Origin of the sequence: Phragmitibacter flavus, from assembly GCF_005780165.1 — a bacterium.
Classification (GTDB): domain Bacteria; phylum Verrucomicrobiota; class Verrucomicrobiia; order Verrucomicrobiales; family Verrucomicrobiaceae; genus Phragmitibacter; species Phragmitibacter flavus.
The window spans coordinates 1-19593 of record NZ_VAUV01000026.1; the positions used below are offsets into that span (position 1 = coordinate 1).

Annotated in this window: 19 protein-coding genes; 2 read left to right on the top strand and 17 right to left on the bottom strand. The window is 59.7% G+C overall.

The features are described from left to right. Positions 1 to 210: 210 nt before the first annotated feature. The 8 genes from FEM03_RS22865 to trmD all read right to left on the bottom strand — a co-directional run bounded on the left by FEM03_RS22865 (position 211) and on the right by trmD (position 6220). Positions 211 to 1104 carry a sugar phosphate isomerase/epimerase family protein gene (locus FEM03_RS22865; protein ID WP_138088644.1) on the bottom strand — a complete coding sequence of 298 codons (894 nt, stop codon included), beginning with the start codon at positions 1102 to 1104 and terminating at the stop codon, positions 211 to 213. 12 nt (positions 1105 to 1116) lie between these two features. Further along, positions 1117 to 1521 (bottom strand): PIN domain-containing protein, encoded by a 405-nt coding sequence (locus tag FEM03_RS22870; protein ID WP_138088645.1) that lies wholly within the window; start codon positions 1519 to 1521, stop codon positions 1117 to 1119. After that, positions 1496 to 1753: a type II toxin-antitoxin system VapB family antitoxin gene (locus tag FEM03_RS22875; RefSeq protein ID WP_138088646.1), complete on the bottom strand. Its 258-nt coding sequence runs from the start codon at positions 1751 to 1753 to the stop codon at positions 1496 to 1498. Before FEM03_RS22875 ends, FEM03_RS22870 begins: the two co-directional genes overlap by 26 nt. A gap of 52 nt (positions 1754 to 1805) precedes the next feature. Continuing rightward, the gene (locus tag FEM03_RS22880) at positions 1806 to 2609 is read right to left on the bottom strand and encodes an SDR family oxidoreductase (RefSeq protein WP_138088647.1); all 804 of its coding nucleotides are present in this window, start codon (positions 2607 to 2609) and stop codon (positions 1806 to 1808) included. Between the two features lie 308 nt (positions 2610 to 2917). Then, positions 2918 to 3943 (bottom strand): zinc-binding dehydrogenase, encoded by a 1026-nt coding sequence (locus tag FEM03_RS22885; protein ID WP_138088648.1) that lies wholly within the window; start codon positions 3941 to 3943, stop codon positions 2918 to 2920. 18 nt (positions 3944 to 3961) lie between these two features. Then, complete coding sequence (locus tag FEM03_RS22890) at positions 3962 to 4660, bottom strand: orotidine 5'-phosphate decarboxylase / HUMPS family protein (RefSeq protein ID WP_138088649.1); 699 nt, start codon at positions 4658 to 4660, stop codon at positions 3962 to 3964. Continuing rightward, positions 4657 to 5364, bottom strand: a complete 708-nt coding sequence (locus FEM03_RS22895) for a GntR family transcriptional regulator (protein ID WP_138088650.1) — start codon at positions 5362 to 5364, stop codon at positions 4657 to 4659. The genes FEM03_RS22890 and FEM03_RS22895 overlap by 4 nt, the downstream gene beginning before the upstream one ends. Positions 5365 to 5461: 97 nt before the next feature. After that, on the bottom strand, positions 5462 to 6220 hold the full coding sequence (trmD, locus tag FEM03_RS22900; protein ID WP_240772884.1) for a tRNA (guanosine(37)-N1)-methyltransferase TrmD: 759 nt from the start codon (positions 6218 to 6220) through the stop codon (positions 5462 to 5464). Positions 6221 to 6246: 26 nt separating this feature from the next. Here trmD and FEM03_RS22905 point away from each other — a divergent pair, with 26 nt between their 5' ends. Next, on the top strand, positions 6247 to 6990 hold the full coding sequence (locus tag FEM03_RS22905; RefSeq protein WP_138088651.1) for a hypothetical protein: 744 nt from the start codon (positions 6247 to 6249) through the stop codon (positions 6988 to 6990). 81 nt (positions 6991 to 7071) lie between these two features. Here the strand turns inward: FEM03_RS22905 and FEM03_RS22910 are convergent, their stop codons facing one another. The 5 genes from FEM03_RS22910 to FEM03_RS22930 are packed head-to-tail and all read right to left on the bottom strand — an operon-like array spanning position 7072 to position 14907. Continuing rightward, on the bottom strand, positions 7072 to 11253 hold the full coding sequence (locus FEM03_RS22910) for a sialidase family protein (RefSeq protein WP_138088652.1): 4182 nt from the start codon (positions 11251 to 11253) through the stop codon (positions 7072 to 7074). 38 nt (positions 11254 to 11291) lie between these two features. Beyond that, positions 11292 to 12098 carry a PEP-CTERM sorting domain-containing protein gene (locus FEM03_RS22915; RefSeq protein WP_138088653.1) on the bottom strand — a complete coding sequence of 269 codons (807 nt, stop codon included), beginning with the start codon at positions 12096 to 12098 and terminating at the stop codon, positions 11292 to 11294. A gap of 7 nt (positions 12099 to 12105) precedes the next feature. Continuing rightward, on the bottom strand, positions 12106 to 12819 hold the full coding sequence (locus tag FEM03_RS22920) for an HpcH/HpaI aldolase family protein (protein ID WP_138088654.1): 714 nt from the start codon (positions 12817 to 12819) through the stop codon (positions 12106 to 12108). A gap of 20 nt (positions 12820 to 12839) precedes the next feature. Continuing rightward, the gene (locus tag FEM03_RS22925) at positions 12840 to 13943 is read right to left on the bottom strand and encodes an aminoglycoside phosphotransferase family protein (protein WP_138088655.1); all 1104 of its coding nucleotides are present in this window, start codon (positions 13941 to 13943) and stop codon (positions 12840 to 12842) included. Then, positions 13936 to 14907 (bottom strand): bile acid:sodium symporter family protein, encoded by a 972-nt coding sequence (locus FEM03_RS22930; protein WP_138088656.1) that lies wholly within the window; start codon positions 14905 to 14907, stop codon positions 13936 to 13938. The genes FEM03_RS22925 and FEM03_RS22930 overlap by 8 nt, the downstream gene beginning before the upstream one ends. A 143-nt stretch (positions 14908 to 15050) precedes the next feature. Here FEM03_RS22930 and FEM03_RS22935 point away from each other — a divergent pair, with 143 nt between their 5' ends. Then, positions 15051 to 15878: a helix-turn-helix transcriptional regulator gene (locus FEM03_RS22935; protein ID WP_138088657.1), complete on the top strand. Its 828-nt coding sequence runs from the start codon at positions 15051 to 15053 to the stop codon at positions 15876 to 15878. A 17-nt stretch (positions 15879 to 15895) separates the two neighbouring features. Here the strand turns inward: FEM03_RS22935 and FEM03_RS22940 are convergent, their stop codons facing one another. The 4 genes from FEM03_RS22940 to FEM03_RS22955 are packed head-to-tail and all read right to left on the bottom strand — an operon-like array spanning position 15896 to position 19565. Further along, entirely contained in the window at positions 15896 to 16333 is a 438-nt protein-coding gene (locus tag FEM03_RS22940) for a hypothetical protein (RefSeq protein ID WP_138088658.1), read from the bottom strand. A gap of 38 nt (positions 16334 to 16371) precedes the next feature. Beyond that, positions 16372 to 18831, bottom strand: coding sequence for a hypothetical protein (locus FEM03_RS22945; protein WP_138088659.1), 2460 nt, complete (start codon positions 18829 to 18831; stop codon positions 16372 to 16374). A 48-nt stretch (positions 18832 to 18879) separates the two neighbouring features. Next, positions 18880 to 19314, bottom strand: a complete 435-nt coding sequence (locus FEM03_RS22950) for a TA system VapC family ribonuclease toxin (protein ID WP_138088660.1) — start codon at positions 19312 to 19314, stop codon at positions 18880 to 18882. After that, positions 19311 to 19565, bottom strand: coding sequence for a type II toxin-antitoxin system VapB family antitoxin (locus FEM03_RS22955; RefSeq protein ID WP_138088661.1), 255 nt, complete (start codon positions 19563 to 19565; stop codon positions 19311 to 19313). The genes FEM03_RS22950 and FEM03_RS22955 overlap by 4 nt, the downstream gene beginning before the upstream one ends. Positions 19566 to 19593 lie beyond the last annotated feature (28 nt).

Sequence of the window (19593 nt, forward strand, 5' to 3'; positions counted from 1 at the left end):
GGGTTGGTTCATATGATGAACGCCCCACACCTGTGGTTGGAAGAACTAAGCGAGCGCAGACCCCGCCGACCGCGCCAATTGGCAAGAGTCAAGCGATGCATGGCGAGTTAGGTATATGCTTATGGGCTGCAAGCCTGTGTCACCACTCGGTTGCAAGCGCGGGTTGAGAGGAATGGAGTTGCACGCTACGCTGAGGGGGGCTGAAAGGGGTTAGAGATTTGTGGGCCAGTGGGTGGCGATTTTTTGTTGGAGGAAGGTGATGCTGCGGGCGAGTTGGTCCATTCCTTCGATGCCGTCTTCGATGCTGATCCAGCCGTTGAAACCGACTCGTTTGAGTTCGGTGAAGATGGCGTCGTAGTCGTTGAGGCCTTTGCCGATTTCGCCGTGACGGAGGCGTTTGGCGTAGCCGGCGCTGCCTTCTTCTTCGTTGCGCAGATCTTCGATGGTGCCTTCGATGAGATAGCGGTCGCTGGCGTGCATGGTGACGACGCGGGGGGAGATTTGGTAGAGAAGATGGAGGGGGTCTTCGCCGGCGAGGTAGGCGTTGCTGGGGTCGTAGTTGATGCCGAAGTTGGGGTGGTCGATGGCGTTGACGAGCTGGATGAAGACGTCGGCTTTCTGGGCGAACTCGGGGTATTCCCAAAAATCGTCCTTGTAGTGGTTTTCGAGGATCAGGGTGATGCCGAGGTCCTGGGCGTAAGGGAGGCATTCGAGGATGGATTGGGCGGCGAGGTCGACGCCTTCGTTGAGGCTGAGTTCGGGTCGGCGTTGACCGGAGAGGACGCGGCAATATTGGCCGCCGAGGGTGTGGGTCATGTCAATCCAGCGTTTTTGACGGGCGACCTGGGTTTGGCGGAAGATGGGGTCGGGATGGGTGAAGTCGGGTGAGCAACACATCATGGGGATGGTTTTGCCGGTGTCTTCGACCTGTTGGCGGAAGTCGGGCCAGCGGGCTTCGTCGGACATTTCGAGGAAGCCGGCATACCATTCGAGGCCTTCGATTTCGAGGGGGGCGGCGAGGTTGATCCAGTCGGAGATTTGCATGGTGCCGTCTTTGCAGAGGGCGTGCATGAAGGCTTTGGGGAAGGCGGCGAGTTTGGGCATGGGCGTGGTGGATCAGATGAGTTCCTGGGCGCTGCGGGCGGTTTTGCAGCCGGGGATGGTTTTGAAATGTTTGTCGTGGGTGAGGACGATGGCTCCGGCTTTGGCGGCGCAGCAGGCGATGACGATGTCCTGGAGGGGGAGGGTGATGCCGCGTCGGTCGAGGGTCCAGGCGAGGTCTTCGGCTTCCTGCCAGAGGTGGGCGTCGACGGGGACGTTGATCATGACGTCCCAAACGCGTTTGAAGGCCTGGCGCACATGGATGTCGCGGATGCCGCGTCCGACTTCGCAACGAACCAGACCGCAGATGACGAGGTCGCGTTCGACGGCCAGATAGGCGAGGAGGCGCAGGGGGTTGCGACCTTCCTGGGCTTCCTGAATGTAGTAGCTGCTATCAATCAGGATCGGTTCTTTTGCCATAGGATGCGGGGGTTTCTGCGATGCGTAGTTCGCTCCAATTGTGGGCGGGATCGAAGGCGTGGATGATTTCGTCTTCGCTCAAACCGAGGTTGGTTTCCAACAAGGTTTTGAGGGTGTGACGCCGGTCCCACTCGCGCAAGACGTGGTCGACGACGCGGGTTTTGCTTTTGATGCCCGTGGCCTTCATGACGCTTTCGAGGAGGGCGTCATCAATGTTCATGGTGAGCTTCATGGTAAAAGTATGGCATGGGGGCCAGCTTTTGCAAGGTGGAATGTATGGCAAATCAATTTGGGGGTGCCGGGATGGTGCTGGTGTCTTTGGGGGGATTGCGGCCGATGAAGGGGTGTTGTTCAAGGTCGACGACCTGACCGCTGATGGGGCCGGATTCGTCGGCGAGCCAGTAGATGGCGGCGGCGGCGATTTCCTGGGGCCAGAGGATGCGTCCAGAAGGGGCGTAGACGGCGGGGAGGTCGGCATACCAGTTGTCGGCGAGGCCGTGATCGCGTTTGCGTTGGGCTTCGTTTTCGGTGAGGACCCAGCCGGGGTTGATCTGATTGACGCGGACATGGTTTTCGCGCATGAGGGTGTCGCCGAGGTTGCGGGTGAGGGTCATGAGGGCACCCTTGGAGACGGAGTAAGGGAGGAGGTTGGGTTCGCCGGACCAGGCGTTGACGCTGCCGATGTTGAGGATGTTGCCTTTGGTGGCGGTGAGGTGGGGGAGGGCGGCCTTGATGAGGGCGAAGGGGGCGAGGGTGTTGACTTCGAGCATCTTGCGGAAGAAATCGAGGTCGGTGGTTTGCAGATTGCTGGCGACCACCATGGCGGCGTTGTTGACGATGGCGTCGAGTTTGCCGAAGGCGGTGATGGCGGTGTCGACGAGGTGTTGTGGGGCGTCGGGGTTGGTGAGGTCTTCGATATGGAGGGCGGCGTTGTTGGGGCCGAGTTCGTTGACGAGGGATTGGCCGAGGTCGGGTTCGAGTCCGTGGATGAGGACCTGGGCACCTTCGGCGACGCAGCGTTGGGCGATGGCTTTGCCGATGCCGGTGCAGCTGCCGGTGATGATGATGGTTTTGTTTTGGAGGCGCATGGTGGTGAGAGGGGTTTTAGAGGTGAGAGGATCGTTTATGATCTAAGGGGAGTGGGGGAAAGGGTTCTGATGGCCGACGACACGTCGGCAGTCCGACTGGAGGGGACGCCTTGGGGTGGATGCCGACGTGAATTGTTTGGTGGTTGAAGGTGCTTTAGGGAGATGGTTTTGATGGCCGACGATACGTCGGCAGTCCGACTGAAGGGGGCGCCTTGAGAGAGGATGTCGACTTGATTTGTTCGGTGGTTGAAGGTGCTTTAGGGAGATGGCTTTGATGGCCGACGAAACGTCGGTGGTCCGGCGGGCGATCAGACTGGTTTGAGGACAGATTTGACAACTTCGCCGGTGTGCATTTTTTCGAAGGCGGTGTGCCATTCGGTGATGGGCCAGACGCCACCGATGATGGGTTCAACATTGAACTGGCCGCTGGCGAGGAGGGCGATGACGCGTTCCCAGATGGGCCAGTTGTGGCTGAAGCTGCCTTGCAGGGTAATGTTTTTTTGGACGAGGGGATCGATGTTGAAGCCGAGGGGTTGGGGGCCCCAGCCGACCTTGCTGATCCAACCGGCGGGGCGGACGAGGTCGAGGGCGATGCGCAGGGTGATGCTGGCTCCAGCGGCGTCGATGACTCCGTCGCAGCCGAGTCCATCGCGTTCCAGGGCCCAGGGTTTGGCATCGCCGATGATGACTTCGCAGCCGTAACTGCGGGCGATTTCGAGTCGGTGCGCGTCCTGCGGGAGACCGACGATGGCGACTTCGGCTCCGCAGAGTTTGGCCATGGCGGCGCAGAGGATGCCGATGGTGCCGGGGCCGAGGACGATGACGCGGTCGCCGGGTTCGATGCGGGCGTTTTTGACGACGGCGTTGTAGGCAACGCAGCAGGGTTCGGTGAGGCAGGCTTGTTCGAAGGGGAGTTGGTCGGGGACGTGATGAAGGATGCGGCTGGGGACGCGGACGTATTTGGTCATGGCACCGTTGACGCCGTAACCGAAACCTTTGCGGGTGGGGTCGAGGTTGTAGAGACCGCGTTTGGTCATGGGGTTGTTGTGGCTGATGATGGCGGCGGTTTCGGAGACGACGCGGTCGCCCTCCTGCCAGCCTTCGACGTTTTTGCCGAGTTCAATGATGTGGCCGCCGAATTCGTGGCCGAGGACGACGGGGTAATTGACGGGCCATGAGTGATCGGAGGTCCACTGGTGGAGGTCGGAGCCACAGACGCCGACGTTGGCGACTTCGAGGAGGATGTCGTCGTCGCCAATTTCGGGTTTGGGGATTTCGCGGATTTCGACGGAGTATTTTTCGGGGGAGTAGTTGACGACGGCGGCGGAGTTCATGGTGGATGAGGCGTTTTTTTATTTGGAGACGTTGCCGTGGGCGTGGATGGCGGTGCAGATGAGGCGGAGAGAGTTTTCGAGGTCGCCGTCGGCGGTTTTAAAGGCGTCGGCGTCGATGGTAAGCGGGGCACCGAGAACGACCAGGGGGGCACCGTATTGGGGGCAGGCGATGGCTTGTTCGAGGGTGAGGCCGCCGACGGCCTGGACGGGGATGTTGACGGAGTTGACGACTTCGCGGAGTTGGTCGAGGGGGCTGGGCATGCGTTCGCCGCGGGCGGCGATGCCGCGTCGTTCGTCATAGCCGATGTGGTGGATGACGAAGTCGCAGCCAAGATCTTCAAGGAATTTGGCTCCGGCGATCATGTCGGGACAGCCGAGGTTGTCGCCCATCACCTTGACGTTGTGGTCGCGTCCGGCCTGCACGACGACCTTGATGGTCTCTTCATGGGCGCGGGCCATGACGACGACGTGGGTGGCTCCGGCTTTGGCCATCATTTCGGCTTCAAGATAACCGCCGTCCATGGTTTTGAGGTCGGCGACGATGGGGATATTGGGAAACGCTTCGCGGAGTTTGCGAACGCCGTGCAGGCCTTCGGCGAGGATGAGCGGAGTGCCGGCTTCAAGCCAGTCGACCCCGGCGCGGAGGGCCATGGCGGCGGTTTCGAGGGCTTCGTCGATGTTGGTGAGGTCGAGAGAGATTTGAACGATGGGTTTCATGAGGAAGGTGTGGTGTTGGTTGATTCGATGAGGGGCATCCATTCGCCCCATTCACGGACGTGACTGAGCATGGCTTTGCCGGCCTGGGTGGGATCGCTTTCGGAGATGGCTTGAAGGATGGGGAGGTGTCCGCGCAAGGCGTGATCGCTGACGGGGATGCGCTGAGATTTTTGCCAGCGATGGGCCTTGGCGAGAAGCACTTCGAACTGGGTGCGGATGGTTCGCCAGCAGACGAGGAGTCGGTGATGACCGGAGGCTTGCATGATGAGGTCGTGGAACTCGACATCGAGACGACTCATGATGGTGACGTCTTTTTCTTTTTTAAGGGCGACAACGTTGCGTTCAAGTTTGGCGAGGTCGGATGCGCTTCGATGTTTGGCGGCCAGTTTGGCGCTCATGACTTCGAGGTTGATGCGCAGGCTGACGAGTTCTTCGACGTCGTGATGGGTGAACTCGCGCACCTGGCAACGCCCGCGATGATCGAATTGCACGATGCCGTCATGCTCGAGTTCGACGAGGGCTTCGCGAACGGGGACACGGCTGACTTGAAGGCGTTCGGCGAGCTGGATTTCGCTGATGGGGCTGCCCTCGGGGATTTCGCCGGCGATGATGGCAGAGCGGACCTGACTGGCGACTTCGTCGGCCATGCTGAGGCGTTTGATGGCTTTGAGTCCGGTGGCGGAATTAGATGAATTTTCAGGCATGAAAATACTGTATACAGTATATTTCTAGCTGATTAGCCGTGGGGGTGTCAATGGGATTTTTTGATTGGACTGATCTGGAGGATCGGTCGGATCCGCTTTACTTAAGGAGATCGGGGCGGTTCGCTTCGGTGCGCAGTCGAGCCTGTTCGCGACGCCACTTGGCGACTTTGGCGTGATCGCCTGAGGTGAGCACGGGAGGGACGGGGAGGTCGTTCCAGACAGGGGGTTTGGTGTAGTGAGGGTGGTCGAGAAGGCCGCTCGGACCGAAGCTTTCTTCGACGGCGGATTGATCATCTCCAAGGACGCCGGGGAGGAGTCGAACGACGGCATCGATGACAACGGCGGCGGCGATGGCTCCGTTGGTGAGGACGTAATCACCGATGGAGAGTTCTTCATCGACGAGGGTGTCGACGATGCGTTGGTCGATACCTTCGTAGTGGCCGCAGAGAAAGATGAGGTGGGGGTGGGTGGCGAGGCGGGCGGCGTCGGCCTGGGTGAAGCGTTTGCCTTGGGGGGACATGAAGATGATGCGGGAGTCTTCGCGTCTGATGGGAGCGATGGCGGCTTCGATGGGTTCGGGTCGGAGCACCATGCCGGGGCCGCCGCCGTAGGGGGTGTCGTCGACCTGTCGATGTTTGCCGAGTCCGTGTTCGCGAAGGTTGTGGACGGTGAGTTGAAGGGCGCCGAGCTGTTGGGCGCGGCCCATCATGCTGGCGGCAAGCGGAGTGGTGACCACTTCGGGGAACAGGGTGATGACGTCGACTTGCATGGAGCAGGAGACGCTACGGATGATTTGGCTGGTGTCTATTGAAAGCGGGTCGGTGCTTTTTGATGACAGGTGGTGGAGTGGTGCCATAATATCACAGCTTTTTGCAAGGACTTATGAAGCACAAAATTTCATCTGTTGGCAGTGGAAGCATTGACGATGGCACGCAGTCGAACGTGGTCACGTATTGGGTGATGTTCGTTTTGCTTGGAGGTGCGGCATTGGGGGTGCTTTGGATGGTGAGAGACAATTTGACGTTTGACATGGAGTCACCGGATTTTAATCCGATCTTCCTGCTGGCAGTGTTTCTTGGGGTTTTTGCGTTGGTCTATCTGGCGAGGGCGTTGAGGTGGACTTTGCAGCAGAGACGTTATGGAACTTCGGCTTTGGATGTTCGGAGTGGTGATGGAGTGGGGTTGTTGGGCGAGCCGTTGGAGGGGGTGGTTCGGACGCCGAAGGATTTGTATCCGAGGGAGGGGTTTAAGTTGGTATTGCGATGTTATGAGAGTCATGATTTTCGTGAACCTGGGGAGCCGGAGATTCGCAATGTGCGCAGTGCGGTTGTTTGGGAAGAGACGCTGGTGGTGCCGGCGGATGGGCTGGCTTCCAGCAGGGGGATTCCCTTTTCGTTTCAGCTTCCAGCAACGGTCGGGACGCCATCAAGGGTTGAGCGGAAGGCTCATGATCCAAATGGGATTCAGTTCAAATTCAAGGCGGCGATTTGGATTCCGGGAAGGGGTCGGAAAATCATTAACCACAACGCTTCGCCGGGGCACAAGCAGTGGGAGTTGCAGGTGAAGGCGGTGTCGCCGGAGGGCAAGTTTGAGACGGTGTTTGCAGTGCCGGTGAGGATGGGGTGAGGGGGGTTCTTGGTTCTTGGTTCTTGGTTCTTGGTTCTTGGTTCTTGGTTCTTGGTTGGGGGGTGGTGGAGTGCGGGGTCCTCAGATGGAATCGCCTGGTCTGCGGCCGCCGCCGTGGTCGCCGGGTTTGCTGATGATGCTGTTGAGGATGCTATTTTTGTTGATGATTTTGCCTGCGAGGATGTCTTGTTCGGTGATCTTGGTGAGGTAGATGACGTGTTTGCCGACGGTTCCCCGTCCGTGATCGTAGGCCATGTAGATCATGCCGTCTTTGCCGATGGTGACGGAGGGATAACTGGTGTCTTGTTCGTTGAGGAGGAGATTGTGTGGGAAGGTTTTTCCATCGTCTTCGCTGAGAAATGCGGTCATGCGCATGCGGGTCTGACCTTTGGGGATGATGATTTCCTGGCCGTTGGCGTCGGTATGGAAGAAGACTTTGCCGTTGTCTGAATCGCGCATCTGAACGTCGTTTCCGATGAGCAGGAGCCGGCCTGAATCCAGTCTCTTGAGGACGCTTTTGGTGTTGATGGAAAATTGCATGGGATGGTAGCCGCCCTGTTTCCAGGTGCGTCCGCCGTCGAAGGATCCCATGAATTTTTGGCCTTCTTTGGCGCGGTAGAAGGAGAAGAGGCTGCCGTCTTTGCGAATGATCGGCGATTGCTCGGCGAAGACGGCATCGGGGTCGGCTTGTTCGGAGATGAAGTTGACGGTGCCGTCGGGGTTTTCATTGAGGAACCGGATGCGCGGTTCGGTGGGATGACCGATGAATTTGAAGTCGTCCATGGGGCGGAGAATGGTTCCATCGGGCATGAGCAGGGGTTTCATGATGGACATGTTTTTGTTGCCCAGAAGCCGGGGTGCGCTCCATTCGGTGTAGGGATTTTCGGGATCGAGCGCGATGAATTCCCAGGCGGTTTTGTCGCCGAGTTCCTGGTCGTTGACGAAGAGGTTGCGCTGTCCGACGAAACGGATGCGGCCTTCGGCGTCCTTCCAGAGAAGAGGGTCGGAGGCGGTGGCTCCGAGCTGGTGGGAGGGATCAAAAACGAAGACTTCCTGCCAGGTTTTGCCGTCGTCGCCGGAGGTGGAGATGACGGAGAACTGGTCGTCGTGGTTAGGGGCGCGTTCGGATTGGACGTTGGATCCGAACCAGGTGGCCCACAGGCGTCCGCCTTTGGAAATTTCAATATGGGGACAGCCTTGGAAGACGCGCAGTTGAATGCGGTGTTTGTGGTGGGGTTTGTGGCCTTCGTGATTGATTTTGGTGAGGTAGGGCGGTGTTTTGGCGGTGATGCCGTAGGGGAACTGCTGGGAGAGGTGGTTGGCGTCGGGTGGGGTGGTGTTGCCGAGGATGTTGTGGAGGGCGTCTCCGGTGTGGACTCGGGATGATGGAGGGGGCGAGTTCGAGGACGAGGACGAGGACGAGGACGAAGAGGTTGCGGCTTCGCCGGGGGTTGGTTGGGGCCGGACAGGATGTCCGGCAGACGGCACAGACTGCAAGTCTGTGTTACTTGTGTCGACAAGGGTGTTGTAAGCGGGGCCGCCGGATCCGAGGTGGCCGTTGCTGGCACCGGATTGATCGGGGCTGACCCAGAAGGAGTAGAGGCTGCCGTTGGTGAGGTGAAGACGGATTTTGACGGGTTTGCCGCGGATGAGGTCGAGGTTTTCGGCTCCGTTCCAGGTGACTTCTTGTTTGGTGGAGTCGGCTTGGATGGCAATGGAGTTTTCTTTGGTGAAGGGGGCGATGGGGGTGTTGTTTTCGTCGAGGATTTCGACGCGGAGTTCGCCTTTGGGGGCGTCGATATTGACGAAGAGATGGCGGCCGTGGAAGGCGACGGGGCGGGTGGTGAGGGTGCCGGGTTTTCCATCTTTGGCGTCGAGGGAGGCGAAGCCGTCGCGACGGAGGGTGGCCATGCCGATGCTGGCACCGGTATACATGCCGCGATGGCCGTTGGGGGCGATTCCAGAATAGGCGCAGTAGGGGAACCAGAGTTGGTCTTCGTGGATGAGCATCACGCCGTTGGTGCCGTGGATGTAGCCGCGGTCGTGGGTGCCGTCTTTGCGGCTGGCGGCAATAAAGGGGGTGCGGTCGGTGGGACGGGACCAATGGAAGCCGTCGCGACTGAAGCCGAGGTGGAGTTCGGTGATCTTTGGGGATTTTTCTTGGTAGCAGATTTCGTTTTTGGGTCCGAGGTGGATGTAGAATTGGCCGAGCATGAGGCTTTCGTAGGCGACAGCGTTGAGGCTGTAGAGCTGGGGTGGGTCGCCGATGGCGGGGTCGGGTTTGTCGAGTTCGTCGGCGTTGGTCCAATAGACGGACTGGTCGCGTTCGGCAGTTTTGAGGAAGTCTTTGTGTTCATAATAGTGACGGGCGCGACCACGTGGGCTGTTGCGTTTGATGCTTTGGACCCAGACATTTCTAAACGGGTTGTAGAAGAAGGAACAGTAGTCGGCGGCTTTGCCGGCTTCGATGCCGTTGGACCAGACGAGGCCGTTGGGGGAGGTGTGGAGGGTGTGGTTGGCTCCGCGTTGGATGATGGCTTTGTAGCGTTGATTGGGATCTTTGGCGGAGAGGTCGAGCCAGACGGCGTTGTCGATGCCGGCGAAGTCTTTGCCGGGGGGGAGGATGAGGTTGTCTTTGTAAAGGCCGAGCTTGGGTCGGGTCCAGTTGATGAGGTCGGTGCTGGTGGCGAGGGCGAGACCGCCGCGCCAGCTGGCGGTGTAGAACATTTCAAACTGTTTTTTCTTTGGATTGTAGAAGACGCCGCCATGGCCGAGATAGGTGACGGCTTGTTCGAGGCCTTCGATGCCGGAGGGTTCGAGTTCGTGTTGGGTTTCGGCTTTGAAGACGGGGTTGCCTTCGTGTTTTTTGGCGGGGTGCCAGGTGCGGGTGAGGGTGGTTTCTTCGATGAGGTAGTCGTCGACAAAAAGTTCGCGACCGCGATTGATGGGGATGGTTTTTGGGAGGTTTTGTTTTTCGAGATAAGGGACGGGCATGGGGGCGGTGGATTTTGGGTCCATGGTGGTGGGGGGCCATTGGCGGGGGAGCTGGATACCGTTGGGAAGGTGGGCTCCTTCTTTCGGAGCGAGGCCTTTGGTGACGATGATTTTGCCTTCGGAGCCGGGGGTGGTGAAGGTTTTGGCGAGGATGTCGGCTTCGGTGAATTTCGCCAGGAGGACTTCGCGTTCTTTGTCGCGTTCGCGGTCGTGAACAATGTAGATTTTTCCATCGGGGGCCTGGAAGCCGTCGGGATAGGAGACGCCGTTGCGTTCGTCGATGACGAGTCCACCCTGCCAGGTTTTTCCTTCGTCGGAGGAGAGGAAGGCGGTCATGTGGGTGCGACCGGTTTTTTTCTCGATGGGCCCGTTCTTGACGAGAAGGAGGTTGCCGGACTGGAGTCGGCGGAGGAAGAAGCGGGCGCTGGGGTTTTGAATGGTGGACGGGGTGGGCGGGGTCCAGGTTTTGCCTTGGTCGGAGGAGAAGGATTCGGCGATGCCGTGGTTGTTGCGGGCGAGCATCCAGAGGCGGTTGTCTTTGAGTTCGACGAGCATGTGTTCATCGAATTGAGGGTCGGGAATGGCGACGCCGCCACGACGGGTCCAGGTTTTTCCCTGGTCGGTGGAGGCGAACCAGTGGGCCATGCGTTGGTCGTCGAGTTCAGGGTAGGCGTCTTTGAAGATGGGGCGCATTTTGGTGCGGTCCCAGAGCGAGATGGGGAGCATCCAGGTGCCGTCTTTGAGGACGGTGGGTTTGTTGAGGGTCATGCCGTGCCAGATGCGACGGGGTTCGGACCAGGTGGGTTTTTCGGCGTCGGGATTTTCGCAGGTGATGGCCCAGACCCCGGCGCGGCCTTCGAATTGTTCGAGGGACTGGTCGTAAAAGAGCCAGAGTTTGCCGGTGGGATCGGTCCACAAATTACCGACGATGACGCTGCGATTGAGGCCGGTGGGGGTGAGGCCGGGGCGGATGACGATGCGGGGATGAGACCAGGTTTTGCCGTCGTCGTCGCTGGAGTTGATGAGGAAGTAGGCGAGGGGGCTGTCGCCGCCGCCGACCCAGGCGGCCCAGAGTCGGCCTTTGGGGGTGCGGTCGATGCCGATGACCATGGCGTAGTCCTGGTTTTCGGGAGCGTATTCGGGACCGGGATTGTGGTTGATGGCGGTGGGTTCGAGGGTGAGGTCGAGGACGGAGGGGGGGACCTGGGTCTGCGCGTGAAGGGCAGTGGTGATGAGGGTGAGGGCGAGGAAGAAGGTGAGGCGTTTCATGGAAGTCGGAAGTGGGAGGTGGGAAGTCGGAAGTGAAATTAAAGGCGTTGGCGGCGCGTGAGGGTGAGGGTGAGGGCGGTGAGGAGGAGGAGGGGGCGGGTGGGTTCGGGGATGGCGTTCAGGCTGGCCCAGGTGTCGGTGATGCGGATGTTGTCGTAGGTGGTGATGACGGTGGTTTGTCCGGTGGTGTTCTCGAAGCCGGAGCCGGCCCAGATGCCGGTAATGCCGTTGGCGAAGCTGGCGTTGGAGACGACGATGTGAGGGGTGGTGGGTTCGGCGTCTGACAAGGTGGGATTGATGTAGAGGGAGAGGCGTTCGTTGCCGTCGAGGTTGTGGTTAAATTCAACTTTGAGGACCATGAGGGTGGGGGCGATGCTGGGTCGGGAGGCGCGGTCGGAGGCTGGGTAGTCGGGGGAGTTGACCTGGGTGCCGGCACTATGGATGCCCCAGGTGCTTTGGTTGTTTGCCTGGCCGATGTAGGTGAGTTCGCTGCCGCCGGTGGGGTTGCCTGCGACGTTGCTGTTGTAGATGAGGGAAAAAGCGGTAAAGCGGCTGCCATCGTTGGTGTTGTCGACGAGGAAGCTGAAATAGTAGGTGCCGGTGGTGAGGGTGTTAAAGCTTCGGGTGGCGTAGTGGCTGGAAGTTGGGCTAACGGTGATGCCAGCGGTTGAGGTGACGGTGGTGCCGCCGCCTCTCACTCCCCAGTTGGTGATGAATCCGGAGCCGCCGCTGAGGCCGGAGATGGGCTGGCCGGGGGCGTAGTCGAAATCGTCGTAGGCGATGACGGCGGCTTGTGACTTGCAGAGCAATGCAAGCAACATGGTGGTGATGAGGATGGTTTTCATGGTGCGATCATGAGGTGGGTGGGTGGAGAATTTGCTGGTAGCCTTTGCGGAGAATGGCGAGGTCGGAGTCGATGGCGATGTGGGTGAAACCGAGGTCGCGGTGGGATTGGAGCTGGGCTTGGTCGCGGATGAGGATGCCGGTGGATTTGCCGGCGGAGCTGGCGATTTGATTGACGGTTTCGAGGGCGGTGGGGTAGTCGAAGTCGGCGAGATGGGGACGGGCCTGGAGGTCGAATTGGAGATCGGCGGGGCCGATGAAGAGGACATCAATGCCGTCGACGGCGGTGATGGCGGCGGTGTTTTGCACGCCTTCAATGGTTTCAATTTGCGCCATGATGATCGGTGGCGTGATGTCGGCGGAGGTGGCGGGGGGATTGAGTCCGTAGCCGTAAGTGCGGGCGGAGCGGGAATAACCGCGTCGGCCGCGCGGGGCATAGTGGGCGGCTTGGACGAGGGACTCGGCTTCGGCGGCGGTGTTGATGCGCGGGGCCATGATGCCGTGGGCGCCCCAGTCGAGAACGCGGGCGATGAGGTCGGGATAGATGGCTCCGACGCGGACGATGGCCTTGCAGTGGGTGGCGCTGATGGCGCGCAGTTGGGCGGGGAGGGCGGCTTCGGCTTCGTTGCCGTGTTCGAGGTCGAAGAGCAGCCAGTCGAAGCCTGAGTGGGCGGCGATTTCTGCGATGACGGGGGAGCCGATGGACATCCAAGTTCCGAGCATGAAAATTTAAGATTTAAGATTTAAGATTTGAGATTTGAGATTTGGGAGATGCACGAAGCTTGGCGGAGGCCGGTTAGGGCGGTTTGGAGGCGTTGATGAGTGAAGGTTTTCAGGTCGGTTTGGTGGGGGTTGAGGTAGAGGTCTTTTCGATCGAAGTAACCGGCACCAATGCGGATGACGGACTTGACGAGCATGTTGCGGAGGAGGTGCAGCCAGAAGCGGCGTTGGTGGTTTTCGGGCAGGGGGCGGGTTTGCTGGTAGGCTTCGAGGGCGGGGAGGAGGACTTCGCTATTGTGGAAGCAGGCGAGGAGAGAAAAGTCGTCCATGGGATCGCCGCAGATGGCGTCGTCCCAGTCGATGAAAGCGGTGATTTTTTCCGGGGTGCCGAGGATGTTCCAGAAGGCGAGGTCTTTGTGGACGAGGCAGCCTTGGGGGAGGTTGAGGAGGGATTGATGCTGGAGGACTTCGTGCTCAATGGCGGCGGCTTCGGTTTCAGTGAGAAAGCCGGTTGAAGTAAGGTAGTGAAGGTGCCGTTCGAAGTGGAGGAAGAAGTAGTCAGGATAGGTGGGGTGGATGGAAGTGAGCGAAGTTTGAAAGGGGCCGAATCCGGTGGGTTGAAGGGTTTGCCATTGGGCGATGGCGTGGCCGATGGAACTTGAGATGTCGGGGAGGTTGAGTTGCTGGTTTTTGAAGTGGTGGTTTATGTCGGGGGCGTCGATGCGCTGCATGATCTGCCAGGCGAACGGGACTTGGCTGCGGGTGGCGTCGCAGGCGTGGATGACGGGGGTGGGGATGCCGAGGGCGAGGACGGTTTGCTGGAGGCGGGACTCGATGGCGAGGTAATCATCGTGCTCGGGGCTGTCGTCGATGCGGATGAAGAGGGGGAGGTTTTTGCAGGTGGCGGTAAAGGTGATGTGGTTGCCCTGGCCGGGTCCGGGATGGACTTCGGCGGGGGCGTTGAAGTGGTTCTCGATGAGGGTTTGGACTTGAGGGGCGAGCAGGGCGTGATGGTGCTGGCCGGTGGTGCCGTGAAAGGCGGCGGGGCGGTCGCACTTCCAGTAGTAGATGGAGCGACGCGGGCTGGGGGAAGTTTTTTGAGAGGCTGCTGGAGGGGATTCAAGCATGATCGGATGCCGGGACGACGGCGGGTGGCGGGGCTGGCTCTGGCATGCGGGAGCGCCAGATGGCGGCAAGGATGCTGCCGATGACGGTTTGCAGGACGCTGCTGAAAACGGAGGGCACGGCGACCATGGGGTCGTGCGCAAAATGGTTCTTTTGGAGCATGACGGCCATGCCGGCGTTTTGCATACCGACTTCGATGGAGATGGTGCGGGCGACGTCGGCAGGGTAGCGGAAGAGGCGGGTGATGGTGTGGCCGAGGAGGTAGCCGAGGCCGTGGAGGAGGGTGGCGGCGATGGCGAGTTTGCCGGCGTTGGCGGCAACGGCGTCGGCACTTTGGGCGACGATGCCCCCGGCGATGAAGATGATGGCGACGACGGAGACGATGGGTCCGGCGACGGCGATTTTTTTGACGGCCTGCGGGAACATGTAATTGCAGAAGACACCGATAAGGACCGGCAGGACGACGACTTTGAAGGTGGAGAGGGAGAGGCCGATGACATCGACGGCGACGTATTGGCCGGCGAGCACCTGGCACCAGAGGGGGGTCATGATGAAGGCGATCATGGTGGAGACGAGGGTCATGACCACGGAGAGGGCGACGTTGGCGCGGGCGAGGTAGGTGATGAGGTTGGAGGCGGTGCCACCGGGGCAGCTGGCGAGGAGGATGAGGCCGACGGCGAAGCCGGGGGCAAGGTTCATGGATTTGGCGATGAACCAGGCGGACAGGGGCATGACGGTGTATTGCAGGGTGCAGCCGATGGCGACGGCGGCGGGCATTTTGAAGAGGCGTTTGAAGTCATCGATGGTGAGGGTGAAACCCATGCCGAGCATGACGAGGGTGAGGGCGAGGGTGACCCATGAGCCCGTGAACCAGGCGAGGGCCGGGGGATGAATGAATCCGACGATGGATGAGAGGACGATCCAGACAGGATAGAGATTGGTGAACCAGGTGAAGAAAGAGGACATGAAGGATGAGGTGATGGATGTTGAGGGTGAGGATGGTTTGGAGCAAGACTGTATCGATTGACTGGGCGAATTGGGGTATTTTGGAATGGTTGAATGATCGGTTTAGAACATTTGTGTGAGGATCGAGGGTTGGATTTGGGGAAATGACGGCTTGCCGCGGGGCGCGGTTTTTTGGAGGATGGGGTGTTATGGCAGGATTTGGTCACTTAGGGAAGCTTCATGAGTTGTGCCGGCTGCGCTCGACTTTGGAAGGGTTTGCGGCGGTGCGTTTGCGGGGCTTGGAGGAAGGCGAGCGGATAAGGGTGTTTGGGGAGTTTGATCGTCATTTAAAAATGATGCATCGGTGGGCGGTGGAGGGGAACCTTGGGGAGTTTCACCAGGCGGACATGGGCTTGCACCGGGAGCTGGTGAAGAGTGCGGGGGTGGAGGTGTTGGTGGGCAGCTGGGAGATGGTGGCGGGGGAGTTGGAGGAGTGGATTCGGCATGTGAAAAAGGTGTATTGGCCGAGCTTGATGACGTTGTATCGAGAGCATGAGTTTTTGATCGAGGCGTGGTCGTCGGATGAGGCCTGGGTGGCGGAGCAGGCGACGCATCACCATCTGGAGGCGGGCTGGTTCCGGGTGGCGAGTGCGCAGGGGGAGGAGGTGCAGGACATTCGTCCGGTGGACCGGGCGACGTCATTTATCTGCACGCATTTTGCCAGTGAGATTGATGTGGCGTGGCTGGCGCAGAATGTGAGTTTCGTGAGCGCGAGTCATTTGACGCGGCTGTTTCGCGAGAAGCTGGGAATTTCACCGCATGCGTTTTTGAAGCAGGTGCGGATGGAGCGGGCGGCGGAATTACTGAAGACTCAAACGGAACGGGTGGCGATGGTAGCGCAAAAGGTGGGGTATAAGAATGCTTCGCATTTTGTGCGCGATTTCAGGCAGAGGTTCGGGGGCACACCGGGAAAGATGAGGTCGGTCCCGTGAGGAGTGCAAGGAAATGATTAATCCGACAGGATCGTGTATTCTTGCGGGGGATCGAGAAGGTAGACTTCGGTGAATACCCGATCAATAAAAGGCTTGCCTTCAGACGGACTGGCGATGCATCCTTCAATGAGTGAAAGGTGAGCGTCGGGCTGTTGATTGGGATGAGGCATGACGGCGGAGTAGTGCTCGATGTCGGCGCTGTCCAGCAGAGCGCGGAGCCGAACCACTTCCTCTTCGGAGAGCAAAATCTCGCCTCCGGGACTTTCCTCACGCGGTTGGTCGCGCGCGGGTGAAGCGAAGCTGAACATCAGTTCTGTGGGAGAGTCGGTGGTAAAAAACACGACGCCGCGATTGGAATCGGCATCAAGGATCAACAAGGAGGTGCCTTCTTCTGCCGATTGCAGTTGCTCCAAGGCATTTTGAATGGCGGTGTCCGGGGCTTCAATCGAATCCATGAGCAACGTTGCTGGCTGTGTGGTGAAGGGTCAATGTTTTACTTGTAGGTGAGTTGGGCGGTGGCGGTGGTGTCGTTGTTTGAGATGGTGCGGACCCAGTAGGCGGTGAAGGCGGCGGGGAACTCGTGGGTTTTGGTTTCGCCGGAGGGGACTTCTATGGTTTTATAGGTGACCCAGTCGCCGGAGCCGGTGAGGTCGACTTGCACGTCGATGGTGATGGGGGTGGCGGATTGATGGCTGAGGGTGAGGGTTTTTTTGTCGTATCCGGTCATGAGATAGGGATCGGAGGGGTCGTTGGCTTTGAGGTTTGTGTTGAGCCATGGGCCGCCTTGGCCGCGGGGTTTGCCGGCTTTCCAGAGATCGTCGACGGCTCCGACCCAGAGGGCGGTGTTGGTTTCGGCGTTGCGAAGAATGTGGGGGTTGTCGGTGGGGGAGGCGTCGGGGTCGATGCCGCTGAGGAAGAGGAGGCCGCGATAGGTGGCATAGTCTTTGATGCGCAGGTTGTGGGTGGAGATGGGGCGCATTTTGGAGAAGCCACCGGCGTTTTCGGCGGGGAGTTCGTAGAAGGTGCCGTGGACGTTGAGGAGGTCGCGTTCGGTGGCGACTTCGCGGCACAGGCGTTCGGGTCCGAGGGGGCCGGGCTGGTCGAAGGCGGGGTCGTTTTTGGGGAGGCGCCAGCGGCGGTTTTGGTCGTCGATGTAGAGGACGGAGCTGTCTTCGATGGTGATGACGTTTTCGGGGATGGCGACGTTTTTGGTTTGCCAGGCGATGGCGGCGGGGTCTTCGACGGCTTTGAAGGTGAGGGTGTGGTCGAGGTCGTGAAGGGTGAGTTTGCTGTCGGGGTTTTGCTGGAGGAGTCGGAGGGTGCGATGGTTGCCGCCGCGAACGTGGAGGAGGCCGCCAGTGGGGTTGGGGGTGGTGGGGTTGGCGATGCCGGTGAAGATGTCGGAGGGTTCGGTGGGGCGGGTGTCGTTGTTGTGGTATTGGAAGAGGGCGGTGACGTTTTTGGCGTCGGCGCTGGGGGTGAGGCGGATCCAGGTGCCGGTTTCTTCGGGGGTGAAGAAGGTGTGGGTGTAACCTTTGGCAGGGACTTCAAAGGTGCGAAGAGAGGTCCATTGATTGTTGCCGTCTTTGTCGATTTCGAGGGTGAAGGTGACGGGGGTGTCGGATTGATGGGTGAGGTGGAGGAGGCGGTGGTCGTAGCCGCTGAAGAGGTAGGGGTCGCTGGGGGTGGCGGCTTGGATGGTGTCGTTTTGCCAGACGGCACCGCGTCCGATGAGGGGTCCGAATTGGGTGAGTTGGTCGGGTTTGACGAACCAGAGGTTGGACTGGGACTGGCCGGCGGGGACGGTGTGGCCTTTGGCTTTGCGGGTGTTGAGGAATTCGCTGGCGGCGGTGTCGTCGCAGCCGAAGACGATGTGGTCATTCCATTTGGCGAAGTCGCCGATGACTTTGAGGTAATTAGATAAGGGAGTGATGCCGGCGGAGGTGGCGGGGGTGAAGGTTTTGGGGAAGTGCCAGAAGGTGCCGTGCATGGTCATGAGGAACGGGTTGCCCTGGCCGATTTCGCGGATGCGCGGCCATTCGGTGTTCCAGCCGTGGGAGCCGTCGTAGCTGTGACTGCCTTTGGGGAGCCGGTAGGCGGTCCATTTGCCTTCGTGCAGGCACATGAGGATGAGGGAGCGGTAGTCCCAGCCGGTGGACCAGATGGGGTCGGTGTCGGGATTGGGGTTGCCGAGGATGCCGCCGGGGCCGGTGACTTCAGTGAACTGGTTGCGGCGGATGAGTTTCCAGTCCTGGCCGGGGGTGGTCCATTCGGCGAGGGCCCCAGAGGGGATGGTGGGGTCGGTGGCGATGCGTTTGTCTTGTTCGCCGTTGTTGGCGTAGATGAGTTTGCCTTGTCCGGTGTAGAGGCCTTTGCCGTGGTAGCCGGGGAGTTTTGAATTGAGAGTGGCGGGGGATTTTTCTTCGGTCTGGCCGGGTTTGGGTTTGTTGCCATCGGCGATGAGGCCGGTGATGGCGAGGGTGTGGACGTCGACTTCGTAGAGGCCTTCCTCCATAGTGGCGAAATAGAGTTTGTTGGCGGGGTCGGTGAGATGACGTGCGGTGCCGGTGAGGCGACCGGGCATGTGTTTGGGCTGGAGGGTGCGGACGTTGCGGTCGGCGTCGATGAGGTAGGGTCCAATGGCGAGTTGGTTCGATTCGGTGTGGATGAGTCGGTTGGCAGGGGTGCCGCCGACGCTTTCGGGACGGACGATGAGGTCGAGGTCGGGGGTGATTTCGTAGAGTTTGTCGGAGGATCCGAAGGGGAGGTGGGGACCGTAGGTGATGATCCAGAGTCGGTCGGCAAAGGGGACGACGGCACCGGTGCCGCATTCGCGTTCGTCGTTGAAGGAGGCGAGGTGGGGGTAGATGCCGGAGATCTGTTTGAGTGGTTGGGCGCTCAGGGGGAGAGCGGTGGCCAGGGCGAGGAGGAAGAAGGTGAGGAGGCGCGTCATGGTGATGGGTTGAGTCCGGGTTGGGGGGATTTGGACATTTCTTTTGCGTCAGGTAAGGATCAAGAGGTCCAGGCCGTTGGGGCGATAGCGCTCAAATCCTTGATCGAAGGTGACGAGGCGCATGCGGCTGCAGATGGCAAAGGCGGCGAGCCATGCATCCATCCATACTTTTGGTGACGGGGTTTCGCGATCCGAAAGTTGCAGCCAGAGGGCTTCGATGCCGATGGGTTCGGGGGCGATGTGAACGTAGGGAAGGACAAGCCATTGTGCCAGGGCTTCGCGGGAGCCTCGGTTGCTGAGAGGGGTATAATCGGGGGCGATTTTTTGGGTGAGCAGTCGCAGAAAACCGATTTGAGTAGCGCGGCAGAACTCGACGGAGTCGCCTTCAGAAAGGTGGTCGAAGAAGATTTTGGCGGAGGCGTGCTGGGTGTGGGTGGCGAGTGCGCCTGCGATGAAGACGTTGAGGTCGCAGAGGTGTTTCACGGAAGGTCGAGATCAGCGGTGGATTCGAGCTGGTAGATTTGTTCGGAAGTGATTGGGGTTCCTCCATGGAGGGTGGGAATGAGGGGCAGTTTCATTTTTTCGGCTGGCTTTCGAAAACTGGGAGGACCTCCGCCCCGCACCACGTTGGAGAGGGCTTCGTTGACGAGGTCTTTCATTTTTCGTCCGGTCAAAGCGGCGAGGGCTTTGGTTTCGCGGTAAAGTTCGTCGTCAATTTCAAGAGTGGTTTTCACTTTCCCAGATTCCCATATTACCAGAATT

Coding starts and splice junctions, on each gene's coding strand:
- FEM03_RS22945 (WP_138088659.1), bottom strand. CDS start 18,831: ATGACGCGCCTCCTCACCTTCTTCCTCCTCGCCCTGGCCACCGCTCTC.
- trmD (WP_240772884.1), bottom strand. CDS start 6,220: ATGGCACCACTCCACCACCTGTCATCAAAAAGCACCGACCCGCTTTCA.
- FEM03_RS22905 (WP_138088651.1), top strand. CDS start 6,247: ATGAAGCACAAAATTTCATCTGTTGGCAGTGGAAGCATTGACGATGGC.
- FEM03_RS22920 (WP_138088654.1), bottom strand. CDS start 12,819: ATGCTCGGAACTTGGATGTCCATCGGCTCCCCCGTCATCGCAGAAATC.
- FEM03_RS22935 (WP_138088657.1), top strand. CDS start 15,051: ATGACGGCTTGCCGCGGGGCGCGGTTTTTTGGAGGATGGGGTGTTATG.
- FEM03_RS22880 (WP_138088647.1), bottom strand. CDS start 2,609: ATGCGCCTCCAAAACAAAACCATCATCATCACCGGCAGCTGCACCGGC.
- FEM03_RS22925 (WP_138088655.1), bottom strand. CDS start 13,943: ATGCTTGAATCCCCTCCAGCAGCCTCTCAAAAAACTTCCCCCAGCCCG.
- FEM03_RS22940 (WP_138088658.1), bottom strand. CDS start 16,333: ATGGATTCGATTGAAGCCCCGGACACCGCCATTCAAAATGCCTTGGAG.
- FEM03_RS22910 (WP_138088652.1), bottom strand. CDS start 11,253: ATGAAACGCCTCACCTTCTTCCTCGCCCTCACCCTCATCACCACTGCC.
- FEM03_RS22870 (WP_138088645.1), bottom strand. CDS start 1,521: ATGGCAAAAGAACCGATCCTGATTGATAGCAGCTACTACATTCAGGAA.
- FEM03_RS22885 (WP_138088648.1), bottom strand. CDS start 3,943: ATGAACTCCGCCGCCGTCGTCAACTACTCCCCCGAAAAATACTCCGTC.
- FEM03_RS22875 (WP_138088646.1), bottom strand. CDS start 1,753: ATGAAGCTCACCATGAACATTGATGACGCCCTCCTCGAAAGCGTCATG.
- FEM03_RS22895 (WP_138088650.1), bottom strand. CDS start 5,364: ATGCCTGAAAATTCATCTAATTCCGCCACCGGACTCAAAGCCATCAAA.
- FEM03_RS22915 (WP_138088653.1), bottom strand. CDS start 12,098: ATGAAAACCATCCTCATCACCACCATGTTGCTTGCATTGCTCTGCAAG.
- FEM03_RS22865 (WP_138088644.1), bottom strand. CDS start 1,104: ATGCCCAAACTCGCCGCCTTCCCCAAAGCCTTCATGCACGCCCTCTGC.
- FEM03_RS22930 (WP_138088656.1), bottom strand. CDS start 14,907: ATGTCCTCTTTCTTCACCTGGTTCACCAATCTCTATCCTGTCTGGATC.
- FEM03_RS22890 (WP_138088649.1), bottom strand. CDS start 4,660: ATGAAACCCATCGTTCAAATCTCTCTCGACCTCACCAACATCGACGAA.